Below are 14838 nucleotides of genomic sequence, written 5' to 3'. Positions count from 1 at the left end.
CTGATGCAAAAAACGCTTCATAAAACGCGTGACAAAAACCACGCCCGACGGCTCACGGCCCTGCTGATGCTGGACCGGGGAGACAGCGTCAGCGAGGTTGCCAGAACGCTCTGCTGCGCCCGTTCATCCGTGGGGCGCTGGATAAACTGGTTCACTCTTTATGGCACCGACGGCCTGAAATCCCTGCCGCCCGGGCGCGGGCGTCGCTGGCCGGTTGAGCATATCTGCTCACTCCTGCTTCAGCTGGTGAAGCACTCGCCGGGTGACTTTGGCTACCAGCGTTCGCGCTGGAGTACTGAACTGATGGCGATAAAAATCAGAGAGATAACCGGTTGCCACCTGCATGCGTCCACCGTCCGCCGATGGCTTCCCCAGGCCGGTCTGGTCTGGCGAAGAGCGGCACCGACGCTCAGGATCCGTGATCCGCATAAGGAAGAAAAAATGGCCTCTATCAACGCCGCTCTTGCACAGTGCAGCCAGGAAAACCCGGTGTTTTACGAAGATGAAGTGGATATCCACCTCAACCCAAAAATCGGCGCAGACTGGCAGCTGCGAGGGCAGCAGAAACGCGTTGTCACGCCCGGTCAGAATGAGAAGTATTACCTGGCGGGTGCCCTGCACAGCGGCACCGGGAAGGTCAGTTACGTGGGTGGCAGCAGCAAAAGTTCGGTGCTGTTTATCAGCCTGCTGAAACACCTTAGAGCGACCTACCGCCGGGTAAAAAGCATCACGCTTATCGTGGATAACTACATCATCCACAAGAGCCGTGAAACGCTGCGCTGGCTGAAGGAAAATCCAAAGTTCAGGGTCATTTACCAGCCAGTTTACTCGCCGTGGGTAAATCACGTTGAACGGCTGTGGCAGGCATTACACGACACCATCACCCGCAATCATCAGTGCCGTTCAATGTGGCAACTGCTCAAAAAGGTGAAGCATTTTATGAGTACGGTCAGCCCCTTCCCGGGCGGCCAACACGGTCTGGCCAAAGTGTAGCGATATTAGGATCAGCTATTTAGCGACAAAAACGATGTCCGCAGCCTTGTCGCTATGCTGATGTTGCACCGGGGCGAGCATCTCAGGGTGTTGGCCAGTAAGCTCTGCTGTGCTCGTTCTAAAGTTGGCCGCTGGATTCACTCGTTCACACTTCATGGCTTTGAAGGTCTTGAATGCGGACGACCCTGCCCCTTTGAACAGATATGCGCTCTGCTGAAGCGACGTGGGGAACGCTCGTCAGGCAACTCTGGTTATAACCGATCGCGCTGGATCACTAAATTAATAACTATAAAAATCAATTAGATAACCGGTTTTTAGTTTCATGCCACTACTGTGCGCCACTAGTTGCCTTCGCCAAGATTTGTCTGGCGCAGTGCCGCCCCAGGCTGCGTATCCGCGACCAGCATCGGGAGGAAAAACTGACAGCGATAAATGCGGCTCTGTCCCTCTGTTGCGCAGAACATCCAGTCTTTTATGAATTTGTAGTGCTTGTCCATCTGAACCCTAAAATCGGAGGCTGACTTGTAACTGCGTGATCAGCAGAAGCGGGTTGTTACACCGGGACAGAATAATAAATATTACCTTGCCGGCACGCTGAACAGCGGCACCGGGCGGGTAAGCTATGTCGCCAGAAGCAGTAAAAGCTCCACATTGTTCATCAGCATGCTAAAACACCTGAGAGCGCGTTACCGGCGGGCCAAAGCCATCATGTTAATCGTGGATAAAGATATCATTCATAAAAGTCATGACACACTTCGCTGGTTGAAGGCCAAACCGAAGTCCATCGTGATACACCAGCCGGTGTATTCGCCGTGGGTAAATCATATTGAAAGGCTCTGGCTGGCGCTGCAGGAGACCATAACCCGCAACCATTAGTGCCTCATGTGGCAACTGCGAAAAAGATTCGCCAGTTTATGACAACAGCTAGTACGCTCCCCGGAGACGGGCATGGTCTGGAAAAGTGTAGCATTTAGGATCAGCTACTTAGGTGGTATTCCTGTAATTTTTCTGATGCTGAAAATTAACACTGTCTTAGCTTACAGTCCAACCCAAAAAAAAGTCTGAGCTTTCGCTCAGACTTTCTCTTTAAATATGGTGGTGAGAGAGGGGTTCGAACCCTCGATACGTTGCCGTATACACACTTTCCAGGCGTGCTCCTTCAGCCTCTCGGACACCTCACCAGAGTGTTGCCGCCTTGCGGTGGCAACGGGCGCTAATGTAGGGAAAACGACTGCGCCGGTCAACTGATTTTCCACGCTATTTCGATCGTTTAGTCAGTTTTAACCCACACTGGTGCTTAATCCAGCAACCTGCACGTGAGACGGTGCGCAAATCGCCATTTCCCCCTGCGCCGGCGGGTAAAAGATGCATAATAGCCGGTTTACTGTGGCAGAAAATACCGAGGTTAAAGATGGATCGCACCCACGCGGTTAACCAACCTAAGACGCCGGGCGGAACCGGCGCGCTGTTCTTTATTCAGATCTTTGCAACGCTCGGCTTTGCGGTGCTCTATTCCAGCCTGGTGCTCTACGCCACCAAACGCCTCGGCTTCAGCGAAGGGCAGGCCAACACCATGATGGGCGTGTTCGGCGCCTTTAACTACGGCCTGCACCTGTTTGGCGGCTACCTCGGCGGCCGTTTTCTCAGCAACCGCAATCTGTTTGTGCTGGGGATGGTGCTGCAGGTGGCCGGCTGCTGGACGCTCTCCGGTCAGAGCGCCGAAGGGCTCTACTGGGGGCTGGCGATGTTCCTTACCGGCAGCGGCCTCAACGTTACCTGCATCAATATGATGCTCACCCAGCGCTTTGCGCCGCAGGACCACCGCCGCGAGAGCGCCTTCCTGTGGAACTACGCCGGCATGAACCTCGGCTTTTTCCTCGGCTTTACCGGCGCCGGTTATTTTCAGCTCAGCGAGCACTATGAAGCGCTGTTCCTGTTTGCCACCGTCGGCAACGTGGTGGCGATCGTTATCTCGCTGCTGTGCTGGAAAATTCTGGCGGATATCGACACGCCGCTGCTGCAGGCCACGCCGCGCCAGTACCGCTGGCGCATGCTGACCGGGCTGGCGGTGCTGCTGCTGCTGGTGCCGGTGATTCGCCTGCTGCTGACCCACGCCGGCTTTACCGGCGGCTTTGTGCTGGTGGTGGGGGCGGCGGTGTTCCTGCTGCTGTGCCTGACCACGCTGCGCCATCGGCCGCGTGACGAGCAGCGCCGCATGAGTGCCTATCTGCTGCTGGCGCTGGGGGCGCTGGTGTTCTGGACGCTGTACCAGCTGGCCCCGATGGGGCTGATGCTGTTTACCGAACACAATATCAACCTCAACGTGCTGGGCATCCGCGTGGCACCGCAGTGGGTGCAGAACATCAACACGCTGGTGATCGTGTTCTGTGGTCCGCTGCTGGCGCTGGGCTTCCGCAACCTGCGCGAGCGCGGCTGGCGCATTGATATCCCGCTGCAGTTTGCCGCCTCGCTGTTCTTTATCGGCCTTGGCATGCTGGTGCTGCCGCTCGGCATCGCGCTGGCCGGCGGTGACGGCATGGTGGCCTTTCAGTGGATCGTCATCAGCTACGTGCTGCAGAGCCTCGGCGAGCTGCTGATCTCACCGATCGGCTACGCGATGATCGGCCGGCTGGCCCCGGCGAAATATCAGGGGGTGATGATGGGCTGCTGGATGATGGTCACCGGCGTCGCCTCGGTGCTCTCCGGCTACGTTTCGGCGCTGATGCCGGAAAACAGCGGCAGCACGCCGCTGCTGACCAACCCGGGCTACAGCCACATCTTCAGCCTGCTCGGCTGGGGCAGCGCCGCGGTCGGGCTGGTGCTGGTGGCGCTGATCCCGCTGCTGCGCCGCCTGATCCAGCAGGTCGAAACGCCATAACCTGTCGGGGGCAGCTCGCTGCCCCAGATTTCCCTTGCCAGCGGCGACGTTTTAACCGAGCCTGTTAAAAAAACAGGAGAAAAAACGTGGATATCCTTTTTTACCATCCCTCTTTTAAAGCCGATAAATGGATTGACCTGTTACAGCAGCGCCTGCCCGGCGCGCGCGTGCGCCAGTGGCTGCCCGGCGACGATCGCCCGGCCGACTATGCCCTGGTGCGCAACCCACCGCCCGAGATGTTAAAAGGCCGCCGCCTGCGCGGCGTCTACGCGCTGGGGGCCGGGGTGGATGATATTCTCGAACAGCTGCGCCAGCACCCCGATATGCTCGGCGAGGGCATCCCGCTGTTCCGGCTGGAAGATACCGGCATGAGCCTGCAGATGCAGGAGTATGCGGTGTACCACGTGCTTGGCTGGTTCCGCCGGTTCCCGGAGTACCAGCAGCAGAAGCGCGAAGCGCTGTGGCACCCCCTACGTAACCACCGCCGCGAAGAGTTTACCATCGGCCTGCTCGGGGCCGGGGTGCTGGGGGCCAGCGTGGCGCAGAGCCTGCAGGCGTGGGGCTTCCCGCTGCGCTGCTGGAGCCGTTCGCCGAAGCAGATTGACGGGGTGACCAGCTTCCACGGTGACGCGCAGCTCGGTGAGTTCCTCTCCGGCACCCGGGTGCTGATCAACCTGCTGCCCAACACGCCGCAGACCGTCGGCATTATCAACCGCGCGCTGCTCAGCCAGCTGCAGCCGGGCGCGTTCCTGCTTAACCTGGCACGCGGTGCCCACCTGGTCGAGGCCGATCTGCTGGCCGCGCTGGAGGCCGGCGAGGTCAGCGCCGCGGCGCTCGACGTGTTTAACCACGAGCCGCTGCCGGTGGAACACGCGTTCTGGTCCCATCCTGACATCGCCATCACGCCGCATAATGCCGCTGTAACCTTAAGAGAGGAAGCTGGCGATTACATCGCGCGTTCGATTCTGTTGCAGGAACAAGGTGAGATGCCGTCCGGCCGCGTCGATCTGAGCCGCGGCTACTAACAGCAGGCGGGGCGGCGAGCGCCCCGCAGAAAGGAGATAACATGTACCCGGTCGATTTACATATGCATACCGTTGCCAGCACCCATGCCTACAGCACGCTGCGCGACTACGTGCTGCAGGCGCAGACCTGCGGCGTTAAGCTGCTGGCGATTACCGATCACGGCCCGGATATGGCCGACGCGCCGCACTACTGGCACTTCGTTAATATGAAAATCTGGCCGCGCGTGATTGACGGCATCGGCGTGCTGCGCGGGATTGAAGCCAACATCAAAAACCTGCAGGGCGAGATCGACTGCAGCGGCCCGATGCTCGGCTCGATCGATATTATCGTTGCCGGCTTCCACGAGCCGGTGTTCCCGCCGCAGGACGAGGCCACCCACACCGAAGCGATGATCGCCGCGATGGCCGGCGGGCTGGTGCACATTATCAGCCACCCCGGCAACCCGAACTACCCGATCGACATCCGCGCGGTAGCGGAAGCGGCGGCGAAGTACGACGTGGCGCTGGAGCTGAACAACTCCTCGTTCACCACCTCACGCAAGGGCAGCGAACCAAACTGCCGCAAAGTGGCGGAAGCGGTGCGCGACGCCGGCGGGCGCATCGCGCTGGGCTCCGATTCCCACACCGCCTTTACCCTCGGCCAGTTCGACCACTGCCTGCGCATTATGCAGGAGGTCGACTTCCCGCAGGATCGGGTGCTCAACGTCACGCCACGGCGGCTGCTGGACTTCCTGGAAATGCGTACGGGCAAGAAGATTGCGGAGTTTGCGGAATTCTAAGTGGATGTTAAACAGGGCAGCGGCCGCTGGGTATGCAGGGGCCGCTGCGCTTATCCGCAACTGGGATTTGAGATGGCTGTTGTCCGATTGCTGACTTCGTCATTATCTCCGTGTGGTTTACACTTGCCCGGTGCGTAGCCGAATTTGCGCCTGAAGGCGCGAGAAAAAGCCTCGGCACTGCCAAAGCCAACCCTCGCCGCGGCTGATTTGACGCTTCGTCCGGATCGCAAATGGGCTCTCCCCAGGGCTAAACGCCAGCGGGTCAAATACGCACCGGGTGGTTCTCCGACGGTTTTCTTGAAGACTTCAATAAACTGCGCACGGGATATTCCCGCGATAGCGGAGAGATCGGCGATCTGCCACTTCCGCGCCGGATCATCGTGCATAGCGCCAAGGCTCATATGCAGTAAAGGGTGGGCAAGCCCCGCTAATAAACCCGCATCATCGGTTCCCCTCGCGATGGCTCGCCGAATGGCCAATACCACAACGACTTCAGACAGGCGTGTCTGCACTGTACTGCCACCGCAACGGGCCACGTCGTTCTCCGCAACGATGAGCTCTGCCAGGCTACGTAATTGCGGCATCTCGTCCATGGGAAAGCACAGTTCATCGGGCAATGCACCGACCAGGGGATTAGCGCTGCCGCCAAAATCAACCCTGGCGGCGGCGCATAACGTTGCCCCGACGGGCAAACCGCCTGACGATTTGGCACGGTAGAGCAGATGGCTCGGTTCGCCTGTGCCACGGGTATCGATGATAAACAGGTTCGCCGAAGCAGTCGAATCGCAATGCTCCACGCGCAGTGGGAAGGCTTGCAGGAAAGCGGCCAACCGGTCATATCTTTGTGGCATATTCAGACTTTCAATCATGTTTTTCTCAAACGGCCTTACCCTGAATCTTTTATTCTACTTCAATGCCCTATGTTGACCTAAACGATTGACTGGAGAAGCTATGCCACAAGATTCTGCCGCTAAATTCGACGCGACTCGCGCCGGGGAATACGCACGACAGAGCCGGATTGCCCTGGCCGGATATGATGCCTGCCACGAACTTTCTGCCTGCATGCTCTCTGCTGCGCTGGGGGATGGAAAGCCTGCGCATGTGTTGGTGGTAGGTGCCGGGGGAACGGCTGGTGAAATCATCGCCTCAGCGACACTGGAGCCGCACTGGTCTTTTGTCGCCGTCGATCCCTCGCAACCGATGCTGGAACTTGCCCGCATGAGCGTAGCCGGGGCAGGGGTGGCAAACCGGGTTGAAACCGTGCTCGGTGCGCTCGAAGATTTGGATGCTTCCCCCGCGTTTGATGCCGCCATCATGACTGGCGTGCTGCACCATCTACCCGGTGATGAGGCGAAGCACGATATTCTGGCCCAGATTGCCATACGTCTGAAACCGGGGGCGCCGCTGGTCGTTGCGGGAAACTATCGGGCGTATGCTTCGCAACCTTTGCTGATGGCGGCATGGGCCAATCGCTGGCGAATGCACGGCGCGGAGGCGGAAGAGCTGCAGTCTAAAATGAACAAAATTTTGCAGGGCGCGGAGCCACCCCTGTCGGAAAATGTCGTTTTTGCCTTGCTTAACGACGCGGGTTTTATGGACCCTGTACGCTTCTTTTCCAGCCTGTTCTGGGGAGCCTGGCTGGCCCGACGAGCACCTGGCGTGAAGTGATCGACCCGAGGAGCAGGCTTCGGTGACTCATTTGTGGCGGGGTGCCTGAGGGTGTTTTGGTCGATGAGCGTCCTGGTTGTCATCATCCGCCTGAAGGACTGCGGTGAAAGATGAGCGGACGTTCCTCACGGGGAGGGATGCCTGCGCTTCCATTCATCAACAACATCGCCCAAATTTTTTGATACATCATTTCGAATCCAGGCCATAAATTCACGATCAAATCGAAAATCCGCACCACATTCACCCACCATGAAACGGCGAACGTTTTGTGTATTCCTGTAGCCTTTATCAACGACGGTGAAGCGTGTCAGTAAAGCACTGTGCCAGTCGATATTCACTTCTCTACCCCTGTATTACGCCACACAATGGCAGCCTTTAAACTTAACACACTGGCTTCCAGCTGTCCGCATCTGGCACGATGCTGAAGTGCGTCACAGGCAAAGTATGCTATGAGCGAAGAGCGGACGTCTACATGGATTAGCCTTCTTCACGCAGGCCCGCTCAACTAATTAGTTAAAGATTAGCGGCAAGGGCTGCATTGATACATTTTAGTACATCATCATCTTTTCCAATAGTTACGGGAAAACCTCTAACGTTAAGAATGTTACTCTTAATTGAAATAACAAGTTTTTCACCTTCAATATCCAAGTCAAATATTTTAGAACGATCCCCCAAGATTGAACGAGCCAGGTTATTGAAATTTGTTGAGGATTCTCCGCTCTTTAGTCTGGCATGTGCGGGTGCAACAATCGAAAGTAAAAGATCTCTCAGCGCATCAGCCTCACATATTACTTCAGTGCTCGAGGCATGCTGGACGCAGCGGATCAAATCTGAATATCCTGTGTTAACATCGTCATGCGACAGCTGATTGATATGATCAATTTCACCAACAGCTGCACTTGGCTTTCCAATCGAAGTAAATGGATCTGAACTCTGATAGTAAGACTCTACCGAACCTTTGCGTAAAATAAATAGACCACACTGTTCCAGCAGGTCGAGTAGCACATTTAAACGGGTCTTTATACTACTCCACTCATTGTCCTTAGTTAAATTTGATAATTCATTATCATCGATAGTGAAAAGTGTACAGAAAGCAGAGCGACGCTTTGCTTGTGTCTCTTCCTCGGTTTTCTTGTTCACCCAATACGGGTGCGATTCAGCAATTACAGAAATTTCATTCCATCGGCAATCTACCAATTTGCAAAAATCCGTGAATATGGCACTAACCATTTGTTGGGAGGATCGATATCCTAGCTCACTTGCTCGTCTTTCTGCGGTGGGATTATCATTAAGGTATGAGTTGACAAGATCAAGACCATCAGCGATTCCATCAGCGTCTGCCAACGCAACTGGTTTTTTGCCGAGTAATCGTAATAATTTTGCCACGGTTGGCATCTGTCCTTTACCAATCACAGGTAATAACTGTGATCCAGCAGCTTCGAGATGTACATCAAGCTTGTTTGCAAGCGCACTGCAAATCATTACGTCAGAGGGCCCTTCAACTAATAAAGGCCGCTTGGAAAACAGTGATAATTTATGCTCTTGTCCGAGACGGGCAATTAAGTTTTGTACTTTTTTATTTTTGAGTTCGCCAGCATCAACTGGAATTTGCACTGGCTCACTGATTAGGTCATAACAGAAGACGAGAGATAGTAAGTCTTCTGGTTTTTGAATTTGGAGCATTTCTGTTGAATGAGTTGCGATGATAACAATCTTTTTATTACCTCCCTCAGAGGGGTGGCCCGAGACACTGAGGATTTCATGAAGAAGAAATGCCTGTAACTGAGGATGCAAGGAAACCTCCGGTTCATCTAGAAGGAGCGCACCTACATCATCATCATAAAGTGCAGCTAAAATCCCAACTAAATGCATCAATCCGGATGCTTCTCTGCCAGACGAGTATGATTTTTCTTCTATATCCAATCTCGAAAATAATATCTTTAGTGATCCACCATCCCATTCAATAATAATGTCGCGCTTGAATAATTTCCGAAGCCTCTCTTGAATTTTAATTAGAATATCAGCCCGTTCAGCAAGCGTTTGGAAATCACCATTAATTGTTTCCATCTGATGTCTGCGAACAGCATCGCTCTTACTCCCATAATTTGCTCTATCGTAGTGTGGTGAGCCTCCACGATGCCCGTCATAGTCTGACCTGTACTGCTCCAACATCCCCATTCGTCCAGCAGAGAGAAAACGCACATGCTTTCCATTTGTATGCTGGTGTAGACTTTGCTTTAGCCCCCTCAAAAGGTGCGTTTTTCCAGAACCGTTAGGGCCGAGTAGAATGGTAAGGCCGTTGTTTAAAGTGACCTTGTGATTGAATTTTTCATTGTGACCAGAAATTTGCGCTGTCAATTCTAGAGGGAAACTCACTTGCATCACTCCTTATTCTGCATGGCATTTTCAGCAAAAGGGCTTCCATTTTTTAATTATGGTTTATCCCTTGCGCCCTATATTTTTAATAATAAACCGAAGTAAGTAAGATTTAATAATCTGACAGAAAAACACTGTTCGTTAGGACGAAAATATACATTCATAACTCGAATATTTTACCATGATAATTGCTCAGATTTACACTAAATTTTGTTGGGGCAGCCTTGCAAAGGAAGTCCGTGATCTCTTCCCTTTGTTCAGTACCGGCGTAAAGTGGGGGTTCCGGCCTTTCTTTCTCTGAACAAACGAGGTCATCCGTCATGAAAAAGACGCGTTATACCGAAGAACAGATAGCCTTTGCCCTGATGCAGGCGGAAACAGGTACTCGGGTGGAGGAAGTCTGCAGAAAGATGGGGATTTCTGAGGCAACTTTTTACATCTATGGACTACCTCCGTTTTGCAAGCATTGAATCTGGTTTTAGGTTGTTGCTTACATCTATCCGGCATCAGGAGTTCCTGTGCCCAAATGGGTAATCCGCACACAATCGCCTCAACAACTGGACGGCCTCGAAGGCCTGTATAAAAATCAGGTTCCGATTGTGCAGGTGCAACCTGTTACCATTTTTCAATACTCTGCAACTTTTAAGGCAAGTATCATATTGTTGCTGGTTGATATTCTGTCTCGTTATGAAGAATTGACCATATGATCCGGGCATTCTTGTTGGCAACTGCAACAGTCGTTTTGTTGAATTCGCGCCGTTCCTTTAGTTGATTAACCCATTGATTTAAATAGCCATAGTTATTATTTGTAGCCACTCTGACAACAGCGCGGGCACCATGAATAAACAGGGTCCGGAGATGCTTGTCGCCTTTTTTCGTCATGTTCATCAGTACCTGTCTGTCTCCGCTCGAGTGTTGACGTGGTACGAGGCCAAGCCACGCAGCAAAATGGCGGCCATTTTTGAATTCTGTTCCTTTACCAATCGCCGCAATAACGGCTGTGGCGGTTTTGGGGCCAATACCTTTCACTTTAGCAATACGCTGACAGGCTTCGGACTGTTTGAAAACGATGTCGATTTCTTTATCAAAAAATCTTATACGCCGTTCGAGATCTAAAAAGAGATCATAGAGTTCCGCAATCGTTCTACGCATACGTGCACTAAGCCCGTTTTCAGCATCTTCCAGGATCAAAGGAATAGCCCGACGGGCCCTTGTGACAGCGGTACCAATGGGGATCCCTCGGTCAAGCAACAACCCTCGCATTTGACAGACTGTCGCAGTACGATGATTGACGATCCGTTGCCTTGCACGATGTAAGGCCTGAATATCCTGCTGCTCCGGGCTTTTTGGCGGGACAAATTTCATCGTGGGCTGCATCAGCGCTATCGCGATCGCCAATGCATCATTGCCGTCATTTTTTTGCCCGCGAACAAAAGGTTTAACATACTGGGGGCTGATGACTTTTACTTTATGTCCCAGTTTTTCAAACTCACGCTGCCAGTAAAATGCTCCCGTTGAGGCTTCCAGACCAATCAGGCAGGCTGGTAAATTGGCTACTGTCTGAAGCAGTATTTTTCGGTCAACGCGTTTCGTGTAGAGAGGTTTTCCAGCCTGGTTTAAGCCACAGAGTTGAAAAACATTTTTAGCCAGATCGATACCCAGATAGACGATATTCATGTTTATTCTCCTGCTGAACGTATTTTGTTCAGTTAAGCGCAAAGGGAGGAGGTAGTCCATCCCATTACCTGGCGTAAAAAGTATGGCGGTATGGAGGTGCCCGAGGTTAAGCGCTTGAAGTCGCTTGAGGAAGAGAACGCCAGACTCAAGAAGCTGTTTGCCGAAGCCATGCTGGATAAGGAGGCGCTTCAGGTGGCTCTTGGGCGAAAGTACTGACGACAGACCAGAAGCGCGAAGCCGTGATGTTAATGTGTGATGCGACCGGTCTGTCGCAACGTCGTGCCTGCGGGCTCACAGGCTTGTCCCTGTCGACCTGCCGCTATGACGGCCGGCGTCCAGCTGCTGATGCCCATTTATCAGGGCACATCACTGAGCTGCCACTGAAGCGCAGGCGTTTTGGCTACCGCCGCATCTGGCAGTTACTGCGCCGTGAAGGGCTTCATGTTAATCACAAGCGCGTGTACCGCCTTTATCATCTCAGCGGGCTGAGCGTAAAGCGCAGACGACGTCGTAAAGGGCTGGCAACAGAACGTCTGCCGCTGCTCCGCCCGGTAGCGCCCAATCTGACCTGGTCGATGGATTTTATCATGGACGCACTGGCTACCGGTCGCAGGATCAAGTGCCTTACCTGCGTCGATGACTTCACGAAGGAGTGCCTGACTGTCACCGTTGCCTTTGGGATCTCAGGCGTGCAGGTCACGCGTATTCTGGACAGCATTGCGCTGTTTCGCGGTTATCCGGCGACGATAAGAACTGACCAGGGGCCGGAGTTTACCTGCCGCGCGCTCGATCAATGAGCCTTTGAGCACGGCGTGGAGCTGCGGCTTATCCAGCCCGACAAGCCGACACAGAACGGATTTATTGAGAGTTTTAACGGACGCTTTCGCGATGAATGCCTGAATGAACACTGGTTCAGTGACGTCAGTCATGCCAGGAAAACCATCAGTGAATGGCGTCAGGATTATAACGAGTGCCGCCCGCACTCCGCGCTGAATTATCAGACGCCGTCTGAATTTGCGGCGGCCTGGAGAAAGGGTAATTCTGAGAGAGAAGGATCCGACATTACTAACTGAGCGTTGTATCTAATCTTGGGGGGCAGGTCACTCTTTTGACGTATCCAGTACTGTACTTGAAGACAGTACTAGCACTTGCTTTGCCTGTATGGGTAATTCTGAACGGTGTATATGGGAAGGAGTTAAACTTCACGCACTATTATCAGAAGCTGATGATTTATGCAGTACCAGTGTCCTTAGTGATTATAGTACTGAAGGCACTTGAAAATTAGAACAGCAAACGTGAATAGGTACAGTACTAAGATTAAAGCTAACCTCATACTGTTAACTGTCTATATTTTCAATCATTGAAGAATGTGATTGCTTCTGTGATTGACTCGATCTTCTGTATGTCACCTTCTGTAACTGCTTTATGCAACAGTCCAGAAAGAATGGCACTGCGTGTACTATCGGGGATGACACATGGCGATAGAATACCCCTTGATTGAGGATAGTTACCCCAATGCACTCCCAGAGCCTTGTAACCCCCGTTATCTTGGTTCAAATGGTCATAATTTCCTATGATCAAAACAAACTCATCATCACTGTAAATCTCTTTCGGGCTTTTCCAGTACGAAATCATTTTCATGGAAAAATTCTCACTCTTTAGTATACAGGTTAGTTTAAAACCGTTATCGATGACCTTGCTACTGCAATAAAATTTATCAGCAGCCTTATGTTATAATTAAGACGCCTTTGCCTACTGCATCCCTGGTGGGATAGTTCTGTCAAACTACAGTGGGCAAAGGCGTTTCATTTTTCAGAGTACTCAATTTGGCTAGTGTCCATGCAGCTAACTTGTGCCACATACTCGCGTGTAACTCTACCGGACAGGCTGAAGGGGATCGAGACAGAAGACAGTCCTATACTGATGGCTTCTGAATCATAGGTAATCTGACCTATCAGTATACGAGCCTTATTGAACTTTGAGGCATCCTGCTGAAGTAGATCATGCTCAAGAGCAGCAACAGCAGCCCCTTGAGACACGTTATCACAACTGACAGTACTGGCCTGAACTGGACGATCCCAAAGCCTGTAGACCATTACAGAAGCAATGGCGACAGCACTAACAGCAACGATGTAGCGTACTTTCATGACAATTCCCTGTACTTTAACAGGCAATACGTTATCAATTTATTAACAAATCAACAACTACCATTTATGGCTGTTGCATAAGTCAAATTAATCGTTGTGCTCAGAAAGGCAACTCCCACCGGTCCACAAAATCGTTATCCTGATGCAGCTCGGCCACGTGCTTTTCACTTCTAACGTGAAAGACTCCGACCATAACCGTCTCTATCAGCTCCTGAAACTCAAGCCAGTACATGTTGTGGTAGGTACGTCCGTACCAGAAGGTTTTGTCAGACCGCTGGATGAAGACAACCTCACCATTGACGATACCGTTACCAGGTAGCTCTGAACCAGCGTACAGAACCGTCATACGTTCCTTCTCTTCGTAGAAGTACTGTACGCCTGCCGACTGCCCGGGGTTAAAGCCGTTCTTACCCATGATGTTCTCCTTACGACACTGTATTTTTGTACAGTATGCCAAGGATGACGGGATGATCCAGTACTTGAAGATGAAGTATCAGCCAGTGTAAAGTGTCAAAAACTAGAGGCGTAAGTATGTTCAGAAAAAAAAATGTGCTCACCAATCTCGTGGCAGTTCTTGTATTATATTCAGGTTATGTTGAAGCTAACTCATACTCATGTGACGTAATTTCATCCACTCAATACTTTGGTAGAATGGCCAAAGATGGCCGTTATTCCAAACCTGTTAAAACTACAGGCCAATTGGAGTTGAGTGATAAATTTCTTACATTTCAGTTCAAAAGTCCTGAGTCCGCTTCCTCAACAGTTCTTCATTCAACACGGTTTTCTGCTGTCAAATGCGAACATGATCGGTGTACAAGAACAGCTGAATTGGTTAAATTCGAGAACAAGTCAAGTATCGATCTTGTTACAGCCAGTGGCAAAAATCCTAATGTCAAAATTAAGGCTGAGCTGTATCTGGAAAATGAATTGATGATGATTACAACCTTTAGTGTTGATGGTTGTAATTAATGTGTGACCTATTAGGTAATCTTTTCAAAGATTCTCCTATGCTATGGGCGATAGGGATATATTTTATGGTTCGTTATCCTTTATCCGGTGTCTGTTTACTATCTTTCTCAGGCGGTATTGTTATCATCACGACTGAAAAGGAAAGTCTACGTATAATTGGCTGGTTTTTGACTTTAGGAGCGTCATACTTCATTTTACAATTCATAAAAGAAAAGTATACCAATTGGAATTATAGAAGAAAAAATCAACGTTAATGACAATCTGATAGGTTCTCCGCCAGCCTCACTCAATGCGTGGGTTCAAAACCGAATGCTCACGCATATATA

The 14838-nt window shown here is 51.8% G+C and carries 13 protein-coding genes, 1 tRNA gene and 3 pseudogenes; 9 read left to right on the top strand and 8 right to left on the bottom strand.

Translation table 11 applies throughout. The features are described from left to right. Positions 1-993: IS630 family transposase (locus NV64_RS19295; RefSeq protein WP_233209044.1), on the top strand; the 993-nt coding region annotated here is incomplete at its 5' end. 24 nt (positions 994-1017) lie between these two features. Then, positions 1018-1967, top strand: a pseudogene (locus NV64_RS24215) (IS630 family transposase); the annotation flags it as partial. 119 nt (positions 1968-2086) lie between these two features. Here the strand turns inward: NV64_RS24215 and NV64_RS19285 are convergent. After that, positions 2087-2174 (bottom strand) — tRNA-Ser (locus tag NV64_RS19285). Between the two features lie 230 nt (positions 2175-2404). On the opposite strand from NV64_RS19285, the gene NV64_RS19280 reads away from it, so the two are divergent. The 3 genes from NV64_RS19280 to NV64_RS19270 all read left to right on the top strand — a co-directional run bounded on the left by NV64_RS19280 (position 2405) and on the right by NV64_RS19270 (position 5675). Further along, positions 2405-3871: a peptide MFS transporter gene (locus tag NV64_RS19280; protein ID WP_056234133.1), complete on the top strand. Its 1467-nt coding sequence runs from the start codon at positions 2405-2407 to the stop codon at positions 3869-3871. Between the two features lie 86 nt (positions 3872-3957). After that, entirely contained in the window at positions 3958-4896 is a 939-nt protein-coding gene (gene ghrA, locus NV64_RS19275) for a glyoxylate/hydroxypyruvate reductase GhrA (protein WP_101506588.1), read from the top strand. Positions 4897-4937: 41 nt separating this feature from the next. Next, positions 4938-5675 (top strand): phosphatase, encoded by a 738-nt coding sequence (locus NV64_RS19270; RefSeq protein WP_101506587.1) that lies wholly within the window; start codon positions 4938-4940, stop codon positions 5673-5675. A 50-nt stretch (positions 5676-5725) separates the two neighbouring features. On the opposite strand, the gene NV64_RS19265 is transcribed toward NV64_RS19270, so the two are convergent. Continuing rightward, complete coding sequence (locus tag NV64_RS19265) at positions 5726-6544, bottom strand: AraC family transcriptional regulator (protein WP_101506586.1); 819 nt, start codon at positions 6542-6544, stop codon at positions 5726-5728. Positions 6545-6626: 82 nt separating this feature from the next. Here NV64_RS19265 and NV64_RS19260 point away from each other — a divergent pair, with 82 nt between their 5' ends. Then, positions 6627-7343, top strand: a complete 717-nt coding sequence (locus tag NV64_RS19260; RefSeq protein WP_101506585.1) for a class I SAM-dependent methyltransferase — start codon at positions 6627-6629, stop codon at positions 7341-7343. A gap of 125 nt (positions 7344-7468) precedes the next feature. Here NV64_RS19260 and NV64_RS19255 read toward each other — a convergent pair whose 3' ends face one another. Beyond that, complete coding sequence (locus tag NV64_RS19255; RefSeq protein WP_101506584.1) at positions 7469-7681, bottom strand: DUF6434 domain-containing protein; 213 nt, start codon at positions 7679-7681, stop codon at positions 7469-7471. 175 nt (positions 7682-7856) lie between these two features. Beyond that, a complete protein-coding gene (locus NV64_RS19250; RefSeq protein ID WP_233209045.1) occupies positions 7857-9725 on the bottom strand; it encodes an ATP-dependent endonuclease in 1869 nt (622 codons plus the stop codon). Positions 9726-10039: 314 nt separating this feature from the next. Between NV64_RS19250 and NV64_RS19245 the strand changes: the two are divergent. Next, positions 10040-10156, top strand: a pseudogene (locus NV64_RS19245) (transposase); the annotation flags it as partial. A gap of 217 nt (positions 10157-10373) precedes the next feature. Here NV64_RS19245 and NV64_RS19240 read toward each other — a convergent pair. Next, positions 10374-11396: an IS110 family transposase gene (locus NV64_RS19240; RefSeq protein WP_101506583.1), complete on the bottom strand. Its 1023-nt coding sequence runs from the start codon at positions 11394-11396 to the stop codon at positions 10374-10376. Between the two features lie 66 nt (positions 11397-11462). Between NV64_RS19240 and NV64_RS19235 the strand changes: the two are divergent. Beyond that, positions 11463-12469: pseudogene (locus tag NV64_RS19235) on the top strand (IS3 family transposase); the annotation flags it as partial. 280 nt (positions 12470-12749) lie between these two features. Here the strand turns inward: NV64_RS19235 and NV64_RS19230 are convergent. The 3 genes from NV64_RS19230 to NV64_RS19220 form a co-directional block, all read right to left on the bottom strand. Next, positions 12750-13037, bottom strand: coding sequence for a hypothetical protein (locus NV64_RS19230; RefSeq protein WP_101506582.1), 288 nt, complete (start codon positions 13035-13037; stop codon positions 12750-12752). Positions 13038-13201: 164 nt separating this feature from the next. After that, positions 13202-13543 carry a hypothetical protein gene (locus NV64_RS19225; RefSeq protein WP_101506581.1) on the bottom strand — a complete coding sequence of 114 codons (342 nt, stop codon included), beginning with the start codon at positions 13541-13543 and terminating at the stop codon, positions 13202-13204. A gap of 100 nt (positions 13544-13643) precedes the next feature. Continuing rightward, positions 13644-13958, bottom strand: a complete 315-nt coding sequence (locus tag NV64_RS19220; protein WP_101506580.1) for a hypothetical protein — start codon at positions 13956-13958, stop codon at positions 13644-13646. A gap of 116 nt (positions 13959-14074) precedes the next feature. Between NV64_RS19220 and NV64_RS23260 the strand changes: the two genes are divergently transcribed. Next, on the top strand, positions 14075-14512 hold the full coding sequence (locus tag NV64_RS23260) for a hypothetical protein (protein WP_146005522.1): 438 nt from the start codon (positions 14075-14077) through the stop codon (positions 14510-14512). Positions 14513-14838 lie beyond the last annotated feature (326 nt).

The organism is Erwinia sp. B116, from assembly GCF_002865965.1.
In the GTDB taxonomy this organism is placed as follows: Bacteria; Pseudomonadota; Gammaproteobacteria; order Enterobacterales; family Enterobacteriaceae; genus Erwinia.
The sequence above is the reverse complement of the archived record's forward strand: the minus strand, read 5'-3'. Positions and strand labels throughout refer to the sequence as shown.